17 protein-coding genes are annotated in these 22,768 nt (G+C 56.4%); 11 read left to right on the top strand and 6 right to left on the bottom strand.

Features of this window, described 5'->3' with window-relative positions:
* The first annotated feature begins 4 nt into the window (after positions 1-4).
* The 3 genes from ACWAU4_RS02535 (at position 5) to ACWAU4_RS02545 (ending at position 5,370) form a co-directional block, all read left to right on the top strand.
* Entirely contained in the window at positions 5-1,063 is a 1,059-nt protein-coding gene (locus ACWAU4_RS02535) for an efflux RND transporter periplasmic adaptor subunit (RefSeq protein WP_335918348.1), read from the top strand.
* A 10-nt stretch (positions 1,064-1,073) separates the two neighbouring features.
* Positions 1,074-4,280 (top strand): efflux RND transporter permease subunit, encoded by a 3,207-nt coding sequence (locus tag ACWAU4_RS02540; RefSeq protein ID WP_335918290.1) that lies wholly within the window; start codon positions 1,074-1,076, stop codon positions 4,278-4,280.
* Between the two features lie 175 nt (positions 4,281-4,455).
* A complete protein-coding gene (locus ACWAU4_RS02545; protein WP_051546800.1) occupies positions 4,456-5,370 on the top strand; it encodes a cation diffusion facilitator family transporter in 915 nt (304 codons plus the stop codon).
* 1 nt (position 5,371) lies between these two features.
* Here the strand turns inward: ACWAU4_RS02545 and ACWAU4_RS02550 are convergent, their stop codons facing one another.
* The 3 genes from ACWAU4_RS02550 to ACWAU4_RS02560 form a co-directional block, all read right to left on the bottom strand.
* Positions 5,372-5,953: a TetR/AcrR family transcriptional regulator gene (locus ACWAU4_RS02550; protein ID WP_025009271.1), complete on the bottom strand. Its 582-nt coding sequence runs from the start codon at positions 5,951-5,953 to the stop codon at positions 5,372-5,374.
* A 72-nt stretch (positions 5,954-6,025) separates the two neighbouring features.
* Complete coding sequence (locus ACWAU4_RS02555; RefSeq protein ID WP_062793702.1) at positions 6,026-6,577, bottom strand: carboxymuconolactone decarboxylase family protein; 552 nt, start codon at positions 6,575-6,577, stop codon at positions 6,026-6,028.
* A 30-nt stretch (positions 6,578-6,607) separates the two neighbouring features.
* Entirely contained in the window at positions 6,608-6,838 is a 231-nt protein-coding gene (locus ACWAU4_RS02560) for a hypothetical protein (RefSeq protein ID WP_208125445.1), read from the bottom strand.
* A 321-nt stretch (positions 6,839-7,159) separates the two neighbouring features.
* Here ACWAU4_RS02560 and ACWAU4_RS02565 point away from each other — a divergent pair, with 321 nt between their 5' ends.
* The 5 genes from ACWAU4_RS02565 to ACWAU4_RS02585 all read left to right on the top strand — a co-directional run bounded on the left by ACWAU4_RS02565 (position 7,160) and on the right by ACWAU4_RS02585 (position 17,083).
* On the top strand, positions 7,160-10,837 hold the full coding sequence (locus ACWAU4_RS02565) for a DUF4132 domain-containing protein (protein ID WP_144216853.1): 3,678 nt from the start codon (positions 7,160-7,162) through the stop codon (positions 10,835-10,837).
* A 66-nt stretch (positions 10,838-10,903) separates the two neighbouring features.
* Positions 10,904-11,956: an AAA family ATPase gene (locus ACWAU4_RS02570; RefSeq protein ID WP_025886825.1), complete on the top strand. Its 1,053-nt coding sequence runs from the start codon at positions 10,904-10,906 to the stop codon at positions 11,954-11,956.
* Positions 11,944-14,154 carry a DUF5682 family protein gene (locus tag ACWAU4_RS02575; RefSeq protein WP_208125446.1) on the top strand — a complete coding sequence of 737 codons (2,211 nt, stop codon included), beginning with the start codon at positions 11,944-11,946 and terminating at the stop codon, positions 14,152-14,154. The genes ACWAU4_RS02570 and ACWAU4_RS02575 overlap by 13 nt, the downstream gene beginning before the upstream one ends.
* The gene (locus ACWAU4_RS02580) at positions 14,139-15,248 is read left to right on the top strand and encodes a VWA domain-containing protein (RefSeq protein ID WP_208125447.1); all 1,110 of its coding nucleotides are present in this window, start codon (positions 14,139-14,141) and stop codon (positions 15,246-15,248) included. Before ACWAU4_RS02575 ends, ACWAU4_RS02580 begins: the two co-directional genes overlap by 16 nt.
* Complete coding sequence (locus ACWAU4_RS02585) at positions 15,245-17,083, top strand: hypothetical protein (protein WP_454290445.1); 1,839 nt, start codon at positions 15,245-15,247, stop codon at positions 17,081-17,083. Before ACWAU4_RS02580 ends, ACWAU4_RS02585 begins: the two co-directional genes overlap by 4 nt.
* Before the next feature lie 40 nt (positions 17,084-17,123).
* Here the strand turns inward: ACWAU4_RS02585 and ACWAU4_RS02590 are convergent, their stop codons facing one another.
* From ACWAU4_RS02590 to ACWAU4_RS02600, 3 genes are all read right to left on the bottom strand, one after another.
* Positions 17,124-17,798 (bottom strand): TorF family putative porin, encoded by a 675-nt coding sequence (locus tag ACWAU4_RS02590; protein WP_208125449.1) that lies wholly within the window; start codon positions 17,796-17,798, stop codon positions 17,124-17,126.
* 15 nt (positions 17,799-17,813) lie between these two features.
* The gene (locus ACWAU4_RS02595; RefSeq protein WP_208125450.1) at positions 17,814-19,163 is read right to left on the bottom strand and encodes a hypothetical protein; all 1,350 of its coding nucleotides are present in this window, start codon (positions 19,161-19,163) and stop codon (positions 17,814-17,816) included.
* Positions 19,164-19,238: 75 nt separating this feature from the next.
* Positions 19,239-20,213: a LysR family transcriptional regulator gene (locus ACWAU4_RS02600; RefSeq protein ID WP_107110202.1), complete on the bottom strand. Its 975-nt coding sequence runs from the start codon at positions 20,211-20,213 to the stop codon at positions 19,239-19,241.
* A 314-nt stretch (positions 20,214-20,527) separates the two neighbouring features.
* Between ACWAU4_RS02600 and pnuC the strand changes: the two genes are divergently transcribed.
* The 3 genes from pnuC to ACWAU4_RS02615 all read left to right on the top strand — a co-directional run bounded on the left by pnuC (position 20,528) and on the right by ACWAU4_RS02615 (position 22,730).
* On the top strand, positions 20,528-21,259 hold the full coding sequence (gene pnuC / locus ACWAU4_RS02605; protein WP_269149838.1) for a nicotinamide riboside transporter PnuC: 732 nt from the start codon (positions 20,528-20,530) through the stop codon (positions 21,257-21,259).
* Complete coding sequence (locus tag ACWAU4_RS02610) at positions 21,259-21,990, top strand: nucleoside phosphorylase (RefSeq protein WP_037474249.1); 732 nt, start codon at positions 21,259-21,261, stop codon at positions 21,988-21,990. The genes pnuC and ACWAU4_RS02610 overlap by 1 nt, the downstream gene beginning before the upstream one ends.
* Positions 21,991-22,052: 62 nt before the next feature.
* Entirely contained in the window at positions 22,053-22,730 is a 678-nt protein-coding gene (locus ACWAU4_RS02615) for a Crp/Fnr family transcriptional regulator (protein ID WP_208125451.1), read from the top strand.
* Positions 22,731-22,768: the final 38 nt, after the last annotated feature.

Consider the following 22,768-nt stretch of genomic DNA (forward strand, 5'->3'; position numbering starts at 1 on the left):
GCTGATGTTAGGGCTGTCCAGCCCCTTGACTATCGCCGCCGAAGAAGGACATGAAGATGAACATCAGGCGCTGCAGCTCTCAAGTGAGCAGCGCCAACTGGCCGGCGTCCAGACCCAGGTGGTCAGCGCCGGTGGCTTTAGCCTCAATGCTTTCGCCAATGCCACCTTGCTGGTGGATCGCGAGCGCACTGTGGTGCTGGCGCCGCAGCTGGAAGTGCGAGTGCTGGAGCGGCATGTAGTGCCGGGACAAGAGGTAAAAGCGGGCGATCCTCTGCTGACCTTGGGTGGCGCCGCCGTGGCCCAGGCCCAGGCTGACTATATCAATGCCGCCGCCGAGTGGAGCCGGGTCAGCCGCATGAGCGAGAGTGCCGTCAGTGCCAGTCGCAGGCTGCAGACTCAGGTCGATGCCAGTTTAAAACGCGCCATTCTCAAGTCGCTGCAGATGACAGATCAACAGATCAAGGCGCTGGAAAGCCGGCCGCAGGGAATAGGCCTGTATCAACTGCTGGCGCCCATAGATGGTCGGGTGCAGCAGGATGAGGCGCGCCTCGGGCAGTTGCTCGGTGCCGGCAGCCAACTGCTGCAGCTGACCGATGAGCGCTCACTGTGGGTGGCCGCCGAGCTAACCCCATCGCAGGCCGAAAGCCTGAGTGAAGGCAGCGAAACCCTGGTGCGGATTGGCGATCGCAGTGTCAGTGCCAGTGTGATAGGCCGCTCCCATGAGTTGTCCAGCGTGACCCGCACCGAGCGGGTGCTGGCGCGACTGGATAACACCCAGGTACGTTGGCACGCAGGTCAGTTTGCCGAACTGTTTTTGCCCGATCCCCGCGGTGAAGGTGTGATGCTGCCGGATGCGGCGCTCAGTCGCAGTAGCGACGGCGACTGGCAGGTGTTCATCGAAGATGATGACGGTTTCGAGGCCAAAGAGGTGCAACTGCTGGCCAGCGAGCGCGGCATGAACCTGGTATCCGGCATAGAGCCCGGAACCCGGGTCGTTACCGCCGGGGCTTTCTTCCTGGCATCCGAGCTGGCCAAGGCCGGCTTCGATATCCACAACCATTGAGGACAGCATTATGCTGCAATCGTTAATAGATTGGGCGATCCGCAACCGCTTTCTGGTGTTGCTGGCCTTGATTGTCGTCCTGGTAGTGGGTGTGTTTTCCCTGCCAAAGCTTAATCTTGATGCCTTTCCCGATGTGACCAATGTGCAGGTCACTGTCAATACCGAAGCCGAGGGGCTGGCGGCCGAAGAGGTGGAAAAACTCATCTCTTATCCGGTGGAGTCCAGCATGTACTCACTGCCCGCGGTGACAGAAGTTCGTTCACTCTCCCGCACCGGCCTGTCCATAGTGACAGTGGTGTTCGAGGAAGGCACGGACATCTATTTTGCCCGCCAGCAGGTGTTTGAACAACTGGCCGCCGCCAAAGAGATGATCCCGGACGGAGTCGGGGTGCCGGAAATCGGTCCCAACACCTCGGGCCTTGGGCAGATTTATCAGTACATACTGCGGGCCGAGCCGGACAGTAATATCGGCGCCGATGAGCTGCGCAGTCTCAATGACTATCTGGTGAAGCTGCTGCTGATGCCGGTTGGCGGCGTGACCGATGTGCTCTCTTTCGGTGGCGAAGTGCGTCAGTATCAGGTCAGGGTCGATCCCAATCGACTGCTGGCTTACGGTTTGTCTATGTCACAGCTGGAGCAGGCGCTGAATGCCAATAACCGCAATGCCGGCGGTTGGTTTATGCCCAATGGTCAGGAGCAACTCGTGGTGCGCGGCTATGGTCTGTTGCCTGCGGGCCAAGCCGGGCTGGATGCCATAGGCCGCATTCCGGTGAGCGAATACCAGGGCACACCGGTCACTGTCTCCGATTTGGCCGAAGTGGATTTTGGCAGTGAAATCCGGGTCGGCGCCGTCACCATGACCCGTCGGGACGACAATGGCGAAGCCAAGGCCTTGGGCGAAGTGGTTGCCGGGGTGGTGCTCAAGAGGATGGGCGCCAACACCAAGGCCACCATTGATGAAATTGCTGCCCGCGAGCAGCTGATAAGCCAGGCGCTGCCCGAGGGGGTCACCTTCGAAGTGTACTACGATCAGGCCGATCTGGTGAACAAGGCGGTGACCACAGTGCGTGATGCCCTGTTGCTGGCCTTTATGTTTATCGTGGTGATCCTGGCACTGTTTCTGGTCAACGTACGGGCTACCTTGCTGGTTCTGCTGTCGATTCCTGTCTCCATTTTGCTGGCATTGCTGGTGATGAGCTATCTGGGAATGTCGGCCAACCTGATGTCGCTCGGTGGTTTGGCGATCGCCATAGGTATGCTGGTGGATGGCTCTGTGGTGATGGTGGAGAACATCTTCAAACATCTGAGTGAGCCGGATAGGCGCCATCAGGACCAGGCTCGGCAGCGCAGCGACTGCGAAGACGATCCCTACCATGCCGACGAAGACCAACACAGAGGCTCGATTGCCATGCGGGTATGGCAGGCCGCCAAAGAGGTGTGCAGCCCGGTGTTCTTTGCCACGGCGATCATTATAGTGGTGTTTGCGCCGCTGTTTGCCCTGCAAGGGGTCGAAGGCAAGCTGTTTCAGCCGATGGCGGTGAGCATCATCCTCGCGATGATCTCGGCGCTGTTGGTGGCACTGCTGGTGGTGCCTGCAATGGCCGTTTATCTGTTCCGCAAGGGGGTGACTTTCCGTCAAAGTCCAGTGTTGGCACCGCTTGAGCGGGTGTACCGTCCGCTACTGCAAAAGGTGTTGACCGCGCCTGGCAAGGTGGGGCTGGTGGCGGTAGTCATGCTGGGTATGAGCCTGTCGCTGTTGCCGAGGTTGGGCACGGAATTTGTGCCTGAACTGGAAGAGGGCACCATCAACTTGCGGGTCACCCTGGCACCCACTGCGAGTTTGGATACTTCACTGGATGTGGCGCCCAAACTTGAGGCCCTGCTGCTGGAGTTTCCCGAGGTGGAGTATGCCCTGTCACGCATAGGGGCACCTGAGCTGGGCGGCGATCCTGAGCCTGTGAGTAATATTGAAATCTATATCGGTCTCAAACCGCTGGAACAGTGGACTTCTGCAAATAGTCGCGCCGAACTGCAACGCCTGATGGAGCAGAAACTCAGTGTCTTCCCCGGGTTGTTGCTGACCTTTTCCCAACCAATCGCTACCCGGGTTGATGAACTCCTGTCCGGGGTCAAGGCGCAGTTGGCCATCAAGCTGTTTGGTCCGGATCTCGATGTGCTGGCGGAAAAAGGCGAACAACTGTCGAAACTGGTGGCCCAGGTGCCCGGTGCCGTGGATGTGTCTCTTGAGCAGATCACCGGCGAGGCGCAATTGGTGGTACGGCCGAAAAACGCGATGCTGGGACGTTACGGCATCAGCGTCGATGAGGTGATGTCGCTGGTGAGCACAGGCATAGGCGGCAGCAGCGCCGGCCAGGTTATCGACGGCAACGCCCGTTACGATATCAACCTGCGTCTGGCCAGCCGTTTCCGCCAGAGCCCGGATGCGATAGCCGATCTGCGTCTGGTGGCCGCCAATGGGGCTCAGGTGCGTTTGGGTGAAGTGGCCGATGTCAGCATAGAGATGGCGCCGCCCAATATCCGCCGTGACGATGTGCAGCGGCGTGTGGTGGTGCAGGCCAACGTCTCCGGCCGGGACATGGGTTCCGTGGTGCAGGATATCTACAACCTGGTGCCCGAGGCCCAACTGCCGCCCGGCTATACCGTGATGGTGGGCGGCCAATATGAGAATCAGCAGCGGGCTCAGCAAAGACTGATCCTGGTGGTGCCCATTTCTGTGGCGCTTATTGCCTTGCTGCTTTACTTCTCCTTCGGCTCCATCAAGCAGGTGGCGCTAATCATGGCCAATGTGCCACTGGCGCTGATTGGCGGCGTGTTGGCGCTTTGGCTCAGCGGTACCTATCTATCTGTGCCCAGCTCCATCGGCTTTATCACTCTGTTTGGGGTGGCGGTGCTCAATGGGGTGGTGCTGGTGGACTCAATCAACCAGCGCCGCAACAGCGGTGAGTCATTGGAGCAGGCAGTGTATGAAGGTACGGTCGGCCGTCTGCGACCTGTGTTGATGACGGCGCTGACTTCGGCGCTGGGGCTTATCCCCATCTTGATGTCAACCGGTGCCGGCAGTGAGATCCAAAAGCCGTTGGCCGTGGTGGTGATAGGCGGCCTGCTGAGCTCAACCGCATTGACCCTGCTGGTATTACCAACCCTGTATCGAGCCCTGTATCTCAAGAGCGACAAGGAGCTGGAAGCCTTGGAATAACAGCAGAATTGCTCCGATAGAGAAGCATTGTACTGATTGGAGTGTGACGCCCCAAAGTGGAAGATGAGAGCCGCTTTGGATCATGGCCGGACTGCCTACCTGGCCTGCGTCATAAGGCCTGCCGCTTTGCGGCTGGGCCTGGGCAGGGATGCCCCCTTTTATAAGGAAACATGCTATGCAGAAATCTTCTCAAGATTGGCAGCCGCTGGAGTTGGAGAGCAGCGGCCACCCCCACAAACATGGCCCGGATCTCGGCAGTCGCCGCTTGGGACTGGCTGTGATCATCAATATGTTACTCACTCTGGCGCAGCTGTTTGGCGGTATTCTGGCCGGCAGTTTGTCGCTGATTGCCGACGCGCTGCATAATTTCAGTGACGCCATCGCGATATTGATTGCCTTGATCGCCCGCAAAATAGGCCAGAAAGCCAGTCACCCCGGTATGAGCTACGGTTATAAACGCGCCGAAGTACTGGGCACCTTTATCAATGCGGCAACCTTGCTGTTGGTGGGGGTGTACCTTATCTATGAGGCCTTGCAGCGCTTCTGGAGTCCGCAACCTGTGGATGGCATGCTGGTGTTCTGGTTGGCGGGACTGGCTTTGATTATCGATATTGGCACCGCCATGCTGACTCACAGCGCCGGTGCCAAGGACAATATGAACATCCGCGCCGCCTTTATTCACAATGTGTCGGATGCCATGGCGTCTGTGGCCGTACTGGTGGCCGGCGGGCTTATCATCCTCTACCAATGGTATTGGGTCGATCTCCTGGTTACTGTGTTGATCTCAGCTTATGTGATCTACCACGGTGCACTGTTACTGGTGGAATCCGGGCGCATTCTAATGCAGCAGGCACCGGCCGGCTTGGCTCCGGAGCTGCTGCAGGAGCAATTGGCCGCCAGGCCCGAAGTGGCCAGAGTCGAGTCCATGCACCTGTGGCGTTTGGATGAAAAGCAAAACGTGTTGACTGTGGTGGTCTATCTGGAGCCTGGGCTGGACGGTGAATTGCCATTGGTGCAGCAGCGGCTCAGGCGTTGGTTGAGTCGGCGCACCCTGGGGGCTGAGATAACGCTTGAGTGCAGGTTTGCCTGAATCAGCATCCGTCGGCGCCGAGCATGCGCTGCAGCAGTTGGCTTAGCCTGGTTGTTGCTTCTTGCGGCTGGGCATGGCCGCAGGCCACGGCATTGGCGACTTCATTGATGGCGCCATGTATGGCCCAGCACAGCAGCTTGCTTTGCGGCGCAGGCAGCTTGAGGTAATCGGCAAAGAGTTCGCTGTAGAAGTCGGTGAAGAAGTCGCGAATATCTGTGGTGATGTTCTGATACTCAGGATAGCCGCGCAGCGCCGCAACTATCGCCTCATACTCCGGGCCGCAGCGTACGGCGCAGTCCAGATAGGCGCGGCAGACCAGGGTGCATAGCTCTGCCAGCGAGGCTTTTTGCTCCGCTGCGGCCTGTTTCACCGCCTCGACAAATAGATTGTCGTAATGGCGGTACATCTGTGCCAGCAATCCTTGCCGGGTGGCGAAGTGACGATAGGTCAAAGGCTTGGTCACTCCGGCTTTTTGAGCCAGGGTGTTCAAGGTCAGCGCATCGGTACCGGCTTCGCGGACAATCTCACAGGCAACTTCGAGCAGTTGTTCGCGGCGCTGATCTTTGAGCATTCTCTTCTTCACGCATCCCCCACAGATAGCTGGTTTAATAAAATTGAAAAAGCGGCAATGCATCGCATTGTCGCTTCTCTTTTGTCACTCAGTATAGGGTTGCAGTGGAACCCTTGGGAAGTCGATTTTCGGCTGCACTGTGTTGTTAACCCAGTTACTGAAGTTATTCAGGCCACTCCAGGCGCAGACCTGCATCACCTTGGCCTCACTGATCCCGGCATCCAGACAGTCTGTTAGCAAAGAGTCCGGTAACTTGCCTCTGTGTTGCAGCAACGCCAGGGCGACGTCCAGCAGCAGCTGGTCTTCGCGGTTATCGGCCTTGCCCTGCTGCGCCTTGATGCAGGCATCGGGGCTGAGCCCGGCACGTTTCCCGGAAAAGCTATGGCCGCTGACACAGTATTCGCAGCCGTTATAGTTGGCAACCGCCAGGGAGATCATCTCCCGCTGGGCCAGGCTCAGCAGGCTGTGCTCTTCCAGATTGGCCTCAAACTCCAGATAGCCCTTCATGACCGCGCCATTTATGCCCAGAGCCGAATAGAAGTTGGGGATCATGCCGTAGCGACTCTTGATCTCCTGCAATATGGGCTTGGCCAGTTCATCGGCATTGTCCAGAGTGCACTTGGTTAACCTTTCCACACTAAAACTCCTGTTGCTGTTATTGGCCGTTTACGGCTTGAGCGCAACGGCAAAAAATACCAAGCTGTGCCGGTCGGCTGCTTTGCCTGTCCTCGAAATGGGCGCCCTTGAAACGGATACCCATGAAACGGATACCCATGAAACAACAGCCATCGGCGCTTGGTTGAATAAGTTACTCATAGCAACAATTGCAAAGTTACCATTGGTAACTTTTGTTTGCAATCTCCAGCTAGCCTGTTTTTCAAACAAGGTTTGAGACATTGACCATGACCCCTTGCCGGATATTGCTGATTTTGCTGTTAGCGTGGCTAAAGCCGCTGGCGGCTTCAAGGCCAATAAACCGCTTTCTATGGGTAAAGGCTGGCCTAATATGGCGTCATCCCGGGGGAGGGCAGATCACATTTGGCGGCATTGAACTGTAAATGGGTGTTTTGTAAGCGATATTGTTTTTGCGTTTCCGTTAGAATTCCCCCTTCCTCGTCCGAAAAGGAGGCTCGGCCGCCGGCTTAAGCAGGTGTTTACTGAATGTCTGCTATTGGGGGAAGGAAGACATATTTGCTAATGACTCAAGGAATATGAGAGATGCTGGACGTATTAAAAAACAAGCTTGAAGCCTTCACTCGCCCCAATACAGACAAGTTACTGCTAGACGCTTGCCGGATTATCGATGAGCAGCAAACGGGTTTGGCACAAGCCGTCAGTCAGTATATTTTGACCGGTGAACCTGTGGCGTGTCTGTCGCAGCTCCAGCAGCTCAGTGCTGGAGAAACACTGGCGCGGCCGGGTGTTCCCTATGGCTACGGACAAAATGATGAACGCTTGGTTCAGGCCCGTGATGCCATTAACCAGTTTGTGGCAACCGGTGCCTGTAATGAAGCGGCCGTTATGCGCCGTCTCGGCTTGGTGTGTCATGCCTGCAACCCAGATATAAGCATCTACGGCGTGCAAAACACCTCGAGCGGCTGGCTCAATGGCGTGCTGATGCTGTTCCGAGAGTTGGCAGAAGAGTATTACGGTTGCCGTTTGGCGGGCAAAGATCTGCCCAGTCGTGACTATCTGGCTTCGCTGGTCGCGCAATATGAGCACCCGCCCCATGAGCTGGAAGCCTTTATTCTTGAAGGTTCCGACTCTTATTATCATGATACATTCCGCACCGCGCTGAGGAAGAGTACCGACTGGCTCAAGCTCAGTGAAGATCCTGAATATCTGCAGCTGTTGAAACAGTTACATTTCAGCGGCCGCGAAACCTTTTGTGCTTTGCTTAATAAAGCCTGCCAGACCCTGTCACAGGCGCAGCTGCCGCTGGTCATGGCGTTGGCCGCCGATGGTTCGGCGACTGTCCGTGAAGAGGCCGTGAAACTGCTGAAAAAGAGCCCGCAACAGCAGTTGCTGGCGTTTCTGGAGCGGGAATTTCCGGGCGCCAAGGCGGCTACCCGTGGCCACTGGCTGGTTGTGGCCGGCCTCTATCCTGAAGCGACCCCCTTGCTGCAGCGCTGGCACAGTGAAGAGAAATCCGCCGCGGTAAAAACGGCACTGGCGAAAATGCTGGATAACACGACCCGGCAGCAACAGAGTGACCAGTTTAGCTGGGATATTCCGGCCGTTGCGGCCATTGATAAAAACGTCAAAGTGCCTGAAGAATGGTTAGGTCTGTGTGAAAAGCAGTTGGCTAAAGAGATCAAAGAGCTTGAAAACGATATCGCTGCGGCGGAGCACCCAGATGCCCCCAGCTATCGCAAAAGGCATTTGGCCGACGACCGGAAAAGTCTGCAACGCTGGCAGCAAGTCAGTAGTGCCCAACTGCAAGCGGCGCTGATGGACCTCGAAAGAGGCCGGCAATCATCTCTGTCAGGGTTTTATTCTCTGATCAGCCACGCCGATCTCGACGAGCACCCCAAAGCCTGTCTGCGGCTTATTTTGCGGATGGAACGCCATGAGCTCTCCTGCCATTCCTGGGAGCGTATGCTGAGCCAGGAACATATTCTGAAAAGTCTGCAGGGAATGACGGATTTACGGCAACTCTTGAGCCTGTGCAACCAAGAGAATCAACCCGCAGCGGCCTTGATTGAAGCCCTGTTTGGCTACGAAGGCCGGGAAGGTGACTGGTTGCCGGCCGCCTGTGAACAACTGCTGATCTGGCCCTTCTTTGCCGAAAACCCCGACTATATAGAGCATGGTCTCAATGGCCAGGTGTTCAATGGAACCTATCGACACGATGCCAATCAGGTATTGATACAGACCTTGGCGATTCTGGCCGAATTTCCCAAGCTGCCGCAGCACTGGCAAAGGAAGGTTCATGAATACGCCTTCCATGGCCGCAAAGCCATACAGGCAGCGGCTCAGTACTGCGCCGAACGCCACGGCGCCGATATCACCCTTATCACTCCTGAGCTGGCCTCCGGCAGCAAGGATAACCGGGTGCTGGCCGCCACTTGGCTGGGTCGCCTCAAGGCGGCTTCGGCGCAGGAGGCATTGAGCCAGGCGATGAATAAAGAGAAAGATATGCCAACCCGGGTAGTGTTGCTGGAAGCATTGTTGCAAACCGGCGCCGATATCAGCCAGTTCCTTGGCAAGGAAGCGCTGTTGGCCGAAGCCAAGGCCGGCCTTAAAAAGGCGCCACCCAAGTCCATGGATTGGTTCCCGCGTGAAGCGCTGCCCGCATGCCGTTTTGAAGACGGCAGCCCGGTCGAACCCGAACTGGTGTTCTGGTGGGTCGTCTTGGCGGTGAAGCTCAAGCAGCCTCAGGGCAACCCATTGCTGAGTCACTATCTGTCGCTGCTGGACAGCGAAAGCCGTCAGCGTCTTGGGCATTTTATTCTGGCGGCATTTATCGCCCAGGATACCCGTTGCCCTTCGGATGATGAGGCATTGGAATATGCCAAGGCGCATCAGCAGCAGACTTTTCAATCTTATCAGCATTGGGCCAAATACGACTGGGGTCAGGAGTATCAACACAAGACCCTTGAGGATGCGTTTCAGGTCCGCTTTGCCGAGAAAAAGAATGAGCTCCTGGGCTCGGCCATCAAAGACAAGGGGATGTTGGCCCTGATCGCTGGCGGCGATGCGCAAACCCTGCTGGGCATGATCCAACCCTTTATGAAGAAGCGCTATGAGCGGCGGGCACAGATAGAGGCCATGTTGCAGGCCTTGGCCAACTCGGACGATCCTGTGGCGATTCAGTTTCTGCTGAGTATTTCGCGGCGTTATCGCACCAACTCGGTGCAGGAGCTGGCGCGGGCGCAAGTCAGTCAAATTGCGGTCCGTAACGGCTGGACCCAGGATGAGCTGGCGGATCGCACTGTGCAGACGGCCGGGCTCGAACATCTGACCCAGCCCAGCCCGTTTGAATTCGGCAGCCGTACTTTGGCGCTGGCACTCGGGGACGACCTCAAGCTGAGATTGCTCAACGAAGAGGGCAAGCTGCTCAAGAGCCTGCCGCAACCTCGGCAGACAGATAACGAAGGCGATATTGCCGAAGTGAAAAAATGGTTCAGCAACTGCAAGAAAGAACTCAAGCAGGTGGTTGAACAGCAAAGTGCCAGATTGTATGAGGCCATGGTCACAGAGCGGCATTGGCTCGCCGCAGACTGGCAGCAATACCTGCATCAGCATCCGGTCATGTATCGCCTGTTGCAGCGCACCCTCTGGCAGGTGGAGATTGATGGTCAATGGCAAACCTTCAGACCCACGGAAGACGGCGCCTTTATCGATATTGACGATGAAGAGCTGCAACTGCCCGCTGCGGCGAGTATACGCCTGGTGAGCGGTAACCTGTTAGCGGAGGCAGCGCTGGATGCCTGGCGTGTACATCTCAAGGATTACAAGGTCAAGCCGCTGTTCGAGCAGCTGCGAAGTGCCGAAGTGACGCTAACTGAAGGTCAGGAGGCACTCAATGACCAGCACGGCCGGATGACCGACTGCTATACCCTGCGTGGCCTGTTGACCAAGAAAGGTTATCAGCGCGGTGAAGCGGAAGACGGCGGTTTCTTTGATAACTACTTCAAGCGTTTCGATACCCTGGGGCTGAGAGTGGAGTTCGGTTTCAGCGGTAACTGCGTGCCGGAAGAAAACGAGGCCGCCGCCATCTATGACATCAAGGTCATGGAGCGGACCAACCCCCGCGGCCGTTATGCCCGCTACCGTCAACTGCCGTTGGCCGAGGTGCCGGTCAACCTGCTCAATGCCATCGCCGTTGACTATCGTGAAGTCGGCGACAAGTGTGTGGCAGATCCGGACTGGGAATCGAAACTGCCCTGGTAAAGGTCGATAACGGATGGATTAGGCTGCTGCCTTACTGGTGGCAGCCAATAAGGAGAAGCAAACAGGATGGAACAAGTCATTCGGGCTCATGCCGAGCAGCGTTATCAGGATGAATTGCAACGCTTGATGGCGGCCGACAAGGGGGTTATTCCACCGGGTTGGGCCATGTCGGCTGGGGCGGTGCGACGTTTTATCTGCGGCGATGCGGCGCTTGATATCAGCCGCAAATACTACGGGGAAGATGCCCTGGTGGAGCGGGCCATTGTCAGCCTGATGGGCAACAACGGCCTGATGCTGGTCGGTGAACCCGGTACCGCCAAGTCGATGCTTTCTGAGCTATTGAGCGCTGCCATCAGCGGCAGCAGTGAGTATCTCATTCAGGGCACAGCAGGTACTACGGAGGAGCAGCTCAAGTACAGCTGGAACTTTGCCCTGTTACTGTCCGGTGGCCCCAGTCTGGAAGCCCTGCTGAAAAGCCCCGTCTATCAGGCGATGGAGCAGGGCAAGCTGGTGCGTATCGAAGAGATCACCCGCTGCCCGCAGGAGGTGCAGGATGTGCTGATCTCGCTGATGTCGGAAAAAAGCCTCAGTATCCCCGAGCTGGGCGTCTCGATTCAGGCCAAACCGGGCTTCAACCTGATAGCCACCGCCAACCTGCTGGACCGTGGGGTCAACGAGATGTCCAGCGCGCTCAAGCGCCGTTTCAACTTCGAGACAGTGCCTGTGCTCAGCGATCCTCTGCTGGAGCGCCAGCTGATTTTGGCTCAGGTGAGCCAACGCCTGGCGGACAGCGGCCAACAGGTGCAGCTGGATGAAGCGCTGGTGGACTTGCTGGTACGAGTATTTCACGACCTTCGCAGTACCGTCGGCCCACAGGCGATGGATGCCACTCTGTCCACGGCCGAGGCGGTTAATATAGTGCATGGCTGCGCCCTGCACAGCCTCTATTGGCAAGAGCCCATGAGTGCCGCCCAGTTGGTGCAGCAGATGCACGGCACGCTAATCAAGGACAAGGCCGACGATGTGAAGAAGCTGGCTCATTACATGGATGTGGTCGCCCGTGAACGCCAGGGTTGGCAAGCCTTCTTCCAGGCAGGAAAAGCTCTGTGGATGAGGTGATGTTCCTTAGAGGGGAGTTTGGTGAACTGCTCAAGGCCGCCGCGGCCGATCCCGGGGTGTGCTGGTTGCCGCTGCGGCATCACAGCCCGGCCTGCGCCGCCATGGCGCTGGAGCAGTTGCAGCGCCGGCAGCCCCAAGCCGTGTTAATAGAAGCCCCCGGCAGTTTTATCCGCCATCTGTCACTGTTGCAGCGCGATACTGTGGTGCCGCCTATTGCCATCTATCAGAGTGGCAGCTACTACCCTCTGGCCGAGAACAGCCCTGAATGGCAGGCGCTGCGCTGGGCGACGGCGCAGGGCATTGAGGTGATCTTCATCGATCTGGATGAAAAGGCGCAGGACGGCGGTGTAAGCAACCGTTGGAGTGATAGCCGCTTTTTAAGCTCGGACTACAGCCGCCGCCTACAGCAGCAACTGGGATGCCGGGATGCCGACGAACTCTGGCAGCGTTTGTTTGAACAACAAAATTTCGCCTCGGCCGAGAGCTTCTTTACCCAGGTATTGTTGTTCTGCGCCGCCAGTCGTGCCTGCTTTGGCACAGACAGCCTGGAAGAGATGGGCGATCTGGCCCGTGAAACCCAGATGCGGGCCCATATCAAGGCGGCCCGCCGCCGCTATGAGCGAGTGGCTGTGCTCACAGGTGGTTTTCATACCCCGGCGTTGATCAACTTTGCCGACGAGGCCGAGGCGATCGTCGTCGATGACACGCAAGATAGCTTTGTGATCCGTTTCAGTGACGCCTTGCTGGATGCCCGCAAAGGCTACGGCGCCGGTATGCCTTATCCGGCCTTCTGTCGCTGGCAGTTTCAGCAGCGGCAATTGAACGCCGATGATTGGTTGCTCTACCTCTTGGAGCAGATGCCGCAACTGCCGCTGATCTATAAGAAAAACTGCTTTGAGCATCTGCAGGCCCTCTGTAGTTTGCGTGGCTTGGCGCGCCCCGGCAGCTATGATCTGCTGGATTCTCTGGGCAGTTGCCTGATTAAACAGCAGCTGTCGGCATCGACACTCGAACCCTGGCAAAAGGTGCTCAGCGGCGATGCCCTTGGGCAGTTACCGGCCGACCAACCCAGTTTACCGCTGGTGGAAGAGGTGTTGGCGCTATGTCGCAAGGCCAGATTGCAGACGGATAAACCGGGACGCTGCCACTTCGATCTCTACGCCATGACGGACAAGCATATTGAGCGCCGTCGCCTCCTGTGTCGGCTGCTGTTTGTTGGCAGCGGTTTTGCCAGGCCGCAAAATGGCATGCCGGTCATCCGGCAATTGAAGTTCAACCATCGCCATGAACATTGGAACTATCATTGGACTCCGGCGGTGGAAGTGGCACTGGCCGAGAAATCCAGCCTGGGGCTGCGTCTCGAGCTGGTGGTGAAACGGCGGCTCAGTGAGTTGCCCCAGGAAGATTTGCAGCAACTGGTGGAAAAACTGGTGTTGGCACTGCATCTGGGGATGCCGGAAGAGCTGAGCGCCCATGCCATTGCGCAGCAGATAAGCCAATGCAGCGACATTCAGCAACTGGCCAATAGCTTTATGACCTTGCTGGCGGCAGCGCATCATCCACTGTTTGCCGATATTGAGCTGCTGGCTTACCAAAAAGCCCTGTGGCATCAGGTCGGCTTTCATTTACCGGCAATCAACCGTCTGAGCGATGAAGAGGCGCTGAAGTTACTGTTGGATCTGCAGAGCGTAGCAGTCTTGCATCAGGACGAGCTCGAGTCTCCCTGGCGTGACAGACTGCGCTGGTTGACAAGCCATAACGCCCATCGCCCCGTGCTCTATTTTGTCCTGCAGGCCTTGGCTATCGAGCTGGACAAGTTGGACCCGGCGCCACTGCTGCAACAGTTGCAGCTGCAAAACGATCCCTTCCCTGTGATTGAGGCGCTGCTCAAGGTGGTGCCGCACTGGTTGCGGCAAGACCATGGCCTGCTGCCCATGCTGAATCACTGGCTCAGTGAGCTGAGTGAGGCGCAGTTTATCGACAAGCTACCGGCCATGAGGGGCTTGTTTTGCGCGCTGGATGCCAGAGAGGTGGATGAGCTCTGCCGCCGCTTGCTGCAGCTGAATCAGTGGGATAACGGCCTGAATTGGTTGCAATACGGGATATCTGAACAGGACTTTCAACAGGGGTTGGCGCTGGAGCGGCAGCTGCGAATTGACCTGGAGCAACAAGGATTGAGTCAATGGATGAGCAACTGAAGCAGCGCTGGCGTCTGGTGTTGGGGCGCTATGCCAACGCGCTTGATACCCGTCTCAGCTCCCGGCAACAGCAACAGGATGAGGTGTTGCAGCAGCTCTATCAGGAGGGCCAGCTGCAGCGTGGCTTCAAGGTAAGCGCTGGCTTGGGGGAAAGCGAGTTGGCAGTGACCAACTGGCTGGAGGCGGCGGAGACCCTGTTTCCCCGTTCGGTCAACGACAGGCTGCAGTCCGATGCGGTCGAGCGCTTTGGGTTGCATCAGGTGTTGGAGCAGCCGCAGGTGCTGGAAAAGATCACTCCCAGTATGGGGGTGCTGAAGCAGTTGCTGAAACTCAATGCCCATCACAAGCCGGCCATTCGGCAACAGGTAGAGCGGATTATTCAGGGAGTGGTCGAGGAGTTGCTGCGTCGCCTGCGGCCGACCTATATCAACAACTTGAGTGGCAGGCTCAACCGCCAGGCCCACAGTCCGGTGAAACGGCTGGCCAATCTGGACTGGCAGACCAGTATTCGCCGCAACCTCAAGCATTTTGATGGCGAGAAGGTCTGTTTCGAGCGGGTCTATTTCCATGCCCGTCAGCAGCACCAACTGCCCTGGCACATAGTGCTCTGCATAGATCAGTCCGGCTCCATGGCGACTTCGCTGATTTACTCGGCAGTGATCGCCGGGATCCTGACCCGCTTGCCATCGGTGAAGTTGTCGCTGGTAGTGTTCGACACCCAAGTGGTGGACTTGAGTGAGCAGGCCCAGGACCCCGTGTCTGTGTTGCTGAATTGCCAGTTGGGCGGCGGCACCCTGATCTCCCAGGCCTGGCGCTATTGTCAGCAACTCTGCTCCGAGCCGGGGCGCTCTGTGGTGGCAACCGTGTCCGACTTTGAAGAGGGAGGTTCGATGCAGGCCTTACTGGCCCAGGCCCAGGGGATGATAGACAGTGGCATCAAGATGCTGGGGATGACCGCCATGAATCACGATGCCGAGCCTTTCTACAGCACTTTTAGCACCGACAAGCTGCAGCGCCTGGGGATGGAGATAGGCTCACTCAGCCCGGATAGCTTTGCCGAATGGCTGGCGCTGACTATGGGGCTACGCCGATGAATGAAACCATACTCACCAGCCTAGGTAGTGCAGGTTTGGTGCGCCGGGCCCGCAAGGCGTTGGAGAAAAGCCAGCCGCAGATGCAGGATTATGGCTTTGAGTTTGAAGGGCAAAAGGGGCTGCTGGATTGGAATAACCCGCTCGCCAGTCGCTGCGATTGCGGCGCCTCCGGCCTGTGTAAACACATAGTGGCTGCGGCGCTTTATCTGCTGGTTCGGCCCGCATCCCCTGAGACTTGCACCGAAGAGCCGCCCCGGGTGGAACTCCATCTGGCCGAGCTTTTGAATGATGCCGGCAAGGCTCAGGTTCGCCGCCTGTACCAGCAGAGTCAGCGCCGCTGGGCGGCGAAAATTAAGCTTGCGCAAGGCACAGTCTGCGTCGAACTGGAGGGGCAGCAGCTGTATTTTCGGTGCGTACAGGGGCTGCAGGATATTATCTGCACCGAAGAGGCGCAGCGTTATGCGCTGCTCGCCGTCTGGCTCTATTGCCAAGAACAGGCCATCGCCTTTGAATGGCCGCAATGGCTGCTCGATGAGCAGGCGCAGTTGCAGTATCTGGGGCAGCAGAGCCGCGATCAGTTAAAGAGCCGTTGCCTTAAGTTGCTGGAGCAGATGACTGAGCTCGGCATCGAGAGGTTGCGACCCTCGTCCCTGGTAGAGCTGGAACTCCTGCTGGTGCCCATGGACAGGCAAAATCTGCCACTGACCGCTTTGAAACAGCTGCATGGCACGCTGGAGAAATATGTCTCGGGCCAAGGCGTCAGGGATAGAAAATTGCTGCTCAGCTGTCTGGCCCGCTCCTTGGCGGCTCTGGAAGGCAGCCAGGCTCAGACGCAAAGACCCTATCAACAAGCGCCGGAGCAGGTGCTGGGGCTGGGCGCTTTTCCCTGGCAAAGCGAAGGGGGCGCCCATGGTGTGACTCAGGTATTGCAGGATGAGCAGGGGCGTTTTATCACCCTGGCCGAGAGCCGCCCCAAAGCCGAGCAGCGGCTGGATTATGCCAGCGTATTTCGCGGTCTGCCCATGCTGGAAGGCGCGCCGTCGGCCCTGGGTTGGCAGGGTAAGACCCAAACCCTGGCTCAGGCCGAACTCAATGCCTGGGGGCGCCTGCGGCGTTTGCAGGATACCCGGGTCTACCCAGCGACCAAGCCGCTGGAGCCAGTGAGCCTCTCTGTTGCCGGCGAGATAGACTGGCAACAGGAGTACCTGTGTTTTCGGCCGAGCGGTCTCTACCTGAGTGGTTTCAATCAGGTCAGTCAGTGTATGGAACTGCACTATTGGGACAGGGAACAGGCGCTGCTGAGTTTCTCACTGCCTTACAACAAGTTGAGTCAAAGAGCCGTGACCAATCTGGAGTTGCTGGGCGAGCGGGTCCCCGAGCTGATAGTGGCGCGCATCGAGCGCACTGCCAGCCACTTATACCTGCGGCCTGTGTCCCTGCTGTTGGATAACTGGTTCAGCCTCTTTTTCGATACCTTGCCCCAATCCGGCGACCAGCAACTACTCGCGCAGGCGCTGGCCGAGCCGTCAGCACCCCAGGCGCCGCAACCGCGCCTTGGCCTGATGCAGCAAACCCTGCATGGGGTGCTGGATGAGCTGGCCGATGGCCTGCCGGCACCAAGGCCAACATTGGCGCAAAGGGCCGAGCGTCTCGGGCTGATGACGCTGAGTCACAACCTCAAGGGAGCTAAAACGCGGGACTATCTGCGCGCCGCCTATTGCGCCGAGAAAATGCTCGCTATGTGCCTGATCAAGCCGGTGCATTATCCGGAGGGCTGCGATGAATCTAAAAAAAGCCCCGCAGCAGGGGCGGGGCAAGAGTTTGGGAGTTGCTAATTATTGTTATGGTGAGGAATTCGCCCTCAGCTAGCTTTGATTAGAAGTTGAACGCGAGTCCTATCATATAGTGGTCGTGCTCAAACTCCTGATAGCTGGCTTTCAGCAGTAGATCCAGCTGTGACAACAAGGGATAGCTGTAGCGCAGCGCCAAATCGTAGGCGCTGTCTTGCAGTTCCCCCTTATCTTCAAAGCCCATTGTTTCGGCATCGAAGTAATAGCCGCCATGGATAACCAGCTCGCCATACTGCGCCAGCGGCAGCGCATAGTTGGCCTCGCTGTACCAGGTTTCAAAGTCCTGATCATAGTTGAGCGCCAAGTTTAAGCTGTTGTAATCCATGGATAGGGCATATTCGAGATTGGAGTGACTGTCGCCATAGGTGTAACGCATGGCATTGAAGCCAAAGCCCAACTCGTCGCTGACCGTCAGGTAGTAACCTGCGTAGTAGTCGATTTCATAATCCTTCTCTATCCCCTCATCACCTTGATACCTATAGGTTTCAAAGGAGACTCCGGCATAGAAACCTGTCTCATGCTCCAACATGATATCGGTCTGCAGTGAGGGTTTGTCATCGCTGATGGTCAGGCCACGCCACAGATAGTTGCTCAGCCCCATGATCACTCCTGAGGTCTGAAAGGCGCTTTCCTGGGCCTGCGCGTATTGCATGCTGCCAAGGCCGCACAGCAGTAAACTGATTATCATCTTATGTTTCATGTTCGGCTCCTGGGCTCAGTGTTTGGGTAAACGTTCTTTAGGGACTATCCATTGGCTTTCGGAGACGGGATCTGTCTCTCCCAAGCGCAAATCGCTTTCTTTGAGGAAGATATCCTCATCAGTGTTGTGGCAGTTTTCACACATGCGCCCACTTTCGCGTGCCTGCTTGGTGGCCAGAGGGTTCTTGGCGGTAAAGTGAGTAGAAAAGGGCACCCAATAGGATTTGGTGGCCGGATCTTTGAGATCCACCTTGACCCCGGCATCGATACTGATCCCGGCCGAATGGCTCAGCGGGATCAGCTTGCTGTTTTTATCATTGGCTATGCTTAGCCCCAGCTTGATGTTCTGCTCCGGAGTCTCGGCTGTTTTTAGACTCTGCCAGTTGCCCACAGACAAGGTGTCGTCCTGGTGGCAACCGAAGCAGTTGCTGTAGGGCTGGGTGTGGCAGGCGGTACACTTCAGCTTGGCATTGTGATCTATGGGCGATGCCTTGCCGCTCAGAAGTTCGGTGTGATCGGCGACTTTATCCTGGTGGCAGTCTTCACACTTCACCGCTACTATGTCGCGTTTCTGGGTCTGCTCGTAAGGGCCGGTCTTGTTGCTGTGCGGGCCTTCGCTGTAGAGTCTGCCTTCGGGGATCTGCTTGATGTCCCGACCGTGGAATTCCTGCTGGGCACTGTGACAGTCGATGCAGCTCATATTGTGCTTGGTGACGTGCACATCTTGCTCTTTGTGCTGCTCGGCATTTTCATAGTGGCAGGTTTCACAGGTTTTGACCGGATCCGGAGTCGCGACAAAGGCGTGCTTGTTCAAAAGGCCGCCACCGGCGAAGTCGGGAGCACTGACATGGCACTGGCCACAGGTTGCGTGACAACTGGCGCAGCCTTCTTCGCCGTTATGCATCTGTTCAAATAACTGGGCCCGCTCTGGAGTCTGCTGCAACCTTTCCATCAAGCCTTTGGCGACACCATTGACTGTGAAATGCAGTGAGTGACGGAAGTTGGTGATCATCTCCTCGCCATGGCAATCGCCACAGACACTGCCACCATCGGCACTGGGATCGGCCAGAACGCTTGGGTGCCAGGTTCTGTCCCCGGGCTTGTCGACCTTGCTGTGGCAGTCACGGCAACCGAGTTCGGCATGGCTGCCCATATCTGTTTGGCTTACCAGGAGTTGCAGTGATTGTTGCTCGACGGAGAGCGACTCTTTTTCCAGCTGATGCTGCTTTATCAGCGCCTGTAACTTGGCTTGATCACTGTGACAATTCAGGCAGCTGCCTGCCGCTTGAACCCCTTGCCCCAGCAGACAAAGGAGCGCAGCCAGCCCTGCCGAATATGTGGCCATATTCAGTATTCTTGGTTTCATCTTGTTATCCCTTAGGTAATAGCTCCCCCTGACAAGAGCGGACTCTTGCCATTTTTCATTCCGGGAGACTTTTTGTTATGAGTTGGGTTTTCTAAGGTTCCATTCGCTTTTCAGTTCTCTGACCAATACCTCCTTAAGCCAGTCTCTGGCCTGTGATTTATTTAGATCACTGACCACGACATAATGGCCTATATCTCTGTTGGTGTTTATTTCGCTCAATAGGGTCTGGCTTATTTCGAGGGGCAGTTTTCTATAAATAAGATTGGGAAAACCGGCAACATAATCTGTGGTAAAGAGATTGCAGGAGATGGAGTAGTAAGGCATGTCCAGCAATACGCTGGCGAGGCTGGCCAGACTCCCCGTAGAGCCTGCGATGACACACTCCTGGTTGCGCCGTCTGGCTGCAGAGACAATTAAAGGCTCGGGCAAGTCGCAGAAATTATCCATCTCATAATAGGGATATTTGAACAGGTCTTCTAAAGTCACCTGCACGTTATCCTGTAAGAAAGGATGTTTACGGTTGCCCAATAAATATAGGTTTCTCACTTCGGCAAATAGATTGCCCTGTAAATGGGCGCCGGTATAGCTTTCTGACATCACGGCAATATCTATATTGCCGTTTTCCAGTTCTGTGGTGTATTCGTGGGACAGAATTCGAATATCAAAACTCATATCAGGTGCGAAAGGGCGCACCTTATTATTGAGTATTTTGTGAATAATGGGGCTGAAGTCATCATAGACGGAAATAACAAAGTGCTCCCGTGACTTGGCCGGTTGATACTCGGTGAACTGATTCTCCAATTCCTGATAGCGCTGACACAGGTCCTGAACCATGGGCAGCAACTGGCTTGCCTTATGGGTGGGAATAAAACCACTGGCACGGCGGATATACAAGGTGTCATCAAAAATTTCCCTGAGCTGCTTGAGGTGCCTGCTGATGGCGGAATTGCTTATCCTCAAGGCATGGGCAGCATTTTGACAATTTCTGTGCTCATCTATGGCGATTAGCACCTGCATTAATTCATAGTCCAGTCGTTTTATATCTTTCATAGCTGGTTAAATGCTTCCAAGGTATGCCCGCATCATGGGGGCAAGCCCAGCCCCGGACAGTGAACTGAGTCACATCTGACTTGAGTGAATTAACCAAAATGTTACATGGCGCCCAATGTTGCCGAATCGAAAAAAGCGAATCCCGAAAGCGGAAAATTTCCATTGTGAACATCTGCGTCAGGGCACAGCTTCAGTGCTGAAGGCGCCACACAAGAGTGAGCTGTGACTTAAATCAGCCAAGGTGGACAAATGTCCTTAACTTGAGCTTTGCCATCTGCTTACATGGGCGCAAAACACAATAATGCAAGGAATAGATGATGGATATTGCCGCTTGGTTTGATATCAACAATACCCTGGTGAACATTCCCATTGGCAGTGGCTATGCCATGTCATGGATTGAAGCCGTGGGCACAGTATTTGGTTTGCTCTGTATCTGGTTCGCCAGCCAGGAAAAAACGATTAACTATCTGTTTGGATTGGTTAATGTAACTCTGTTTGCGATTATTTTTTATCAAATACAGCTCTACGGCATCTTGCTGCTGCAGCTGTTTTTCTTCTGCGCCAATCTCTATGGCTGGTATGCCTGGACCCGGCCGGATCAGCAAACCGGCGACACCCTCAAGGTGCGTTGGCTGTCGAAGCAGAAACTGGCCTTTACCGCGGCGGTTTCAGTGCTGGGCATCGGCCTGATGACTGTCTATATCGACCCGGTATTTGCTCTCTTTGCCCAGGTCAGTGTCGATACGCTCAACCTGTTTGGTGCCGGGCTGGCCCAGCCTGTGCTGGAGCCGGATGCTTTCCCCTTCTGGGATTCAGTGATGACAGTGCTGTCTGTGGTGGCGCAAATTCTGATGACCCGAAAATATGTCGAGAACTGGATCCTCTGGGTACTTATCAATGTGGTCAGCGTCGGCATCTATGCCGCCCAGGGGGTTTATGCCCTGTCGATTGAATACATTATCCTGTTGTTTATTGCCGCCAACGGCACCCGTCAGTGGATGCGTACCGCCAAAGACAATGGCAGCCGTCCGGCGGAGGCTTGCTGATGAGTGCCGATAAACAGCCGCATATCTGTCTGTCTCCGGCGCAGGTGAGTGAGCGGGTGATTCTCTGCGGCGAGCCACAAAGGGTCAATCGGATTGCCGCGCTGTTGGACGATGGCCGGTTGCTGGCAGAGAACCGCGAGTTTCGCAGCATGGGCGGATTTTACCAAGGCGTGGCTGTCACTGTTTGCAGCACAGGCATAGGCGCACCATCGGCGATTATCGCCCTGGAAGAGTTGTATCAGTGTGGCGCCCGCCGTGTCATTAGGGTCGGCTCTGCCGGCGCGCTGCAGCCGCAGATAGCCTTGGGCGAGTTGATTCTGGCGGAGGCCGCGGTGCGCGATGACGGTGGCTCCGGCTGTTATGCGCCGCCCGGTTATCCGGCGCTGGCGAGTCGGCAGCTAATCAATGCCATGGCGGCTTATTTGCAGCGCCGCGATTGCCGCTTCCACTCCGGCATAGTGCGTTCACACGACAGTTTTTACCGGGATGATGAGCTGGAGATTTGCCGTCATTGGCATCGACTCGGAGTCTTGGGGGCCGACATGGAAACAGCAGCGCTGTTGACGCTTGGCCGCCTGAGAGGCCTGGAAGTGGCCGCGGTGCTCAATAATGTGGTCTTGTATGGTGAAGATGTGCAACAGGGCATCAACCAGTATGTCGACGCCGATAGCGCCATGATGCAGGGGGAGAAGCTGGCATCTTTGGCGGCGCTGGAGGCGCTCTGTTGTTGAAGTTTGTGCCCGTAAGGCTGATGGGCTAGCATGAGCCATCATCTTTACGGGATCTTGTTGTTATGCAGCTGCAACCATACAGCACCGGGCGTTTCAGTGCGCATCTAAAGCAGTCTCACCAGGCGTTTTGCGACGCCATGCTCGAGTGCTGCGGCCAGAGCCAATTGCTGCAGGCCGGTGAAGATCTCTTGTCTCAGGGGCGGGAGTTGACCCATATGTGCCTGGTGCCCGAAGGCCGGGTGTCGATGAATATCTGCGCCGTCAACGGTCGCAGGTTTCAATTGGGGGAGCTGGATTGCGACTGGCACCTTTTCGGTGAGATGGAGTTCTTTACCGCCACCAGTTGTCAGTGGAGTGTGCTGGCCGAAGAGCCGATGGAAATCCGCCAGTTATGCCTGAAGAAAGTCAGGCAGATGCTGCTGCAACAACCCGAATTTACCCTCTTCTTTGCCAGCGCCCTGGCCTGGGATTATCAGGATTCGCTGGACATCTACACCAATAGGCTCTTGCACCCCATCAGCTATAACATCGCTTTCGATCTGCTCAGGCGTCAACACGAAGAGGTGATGCTGGGTTCCTGTGGCAGCCCGGATCAGGAGGCGGAACGATTCGGCACCTCTGGCCGGGTCTATCGCAGGGCGGTAAAAGAGCTTATCGACAAGGGCCTGGTCATAAAACAGGGCGCCTTGCTGAAAATTGCCAATCTGCAGGCATTGCAGGATTTTGTCGATAAGGCTTAATAGCCAACTCATTGATCTGATATTTAATTCAGCCAGCG

The organism is Shewanella sp. FeAMO, from assembly GCF_053653955.1.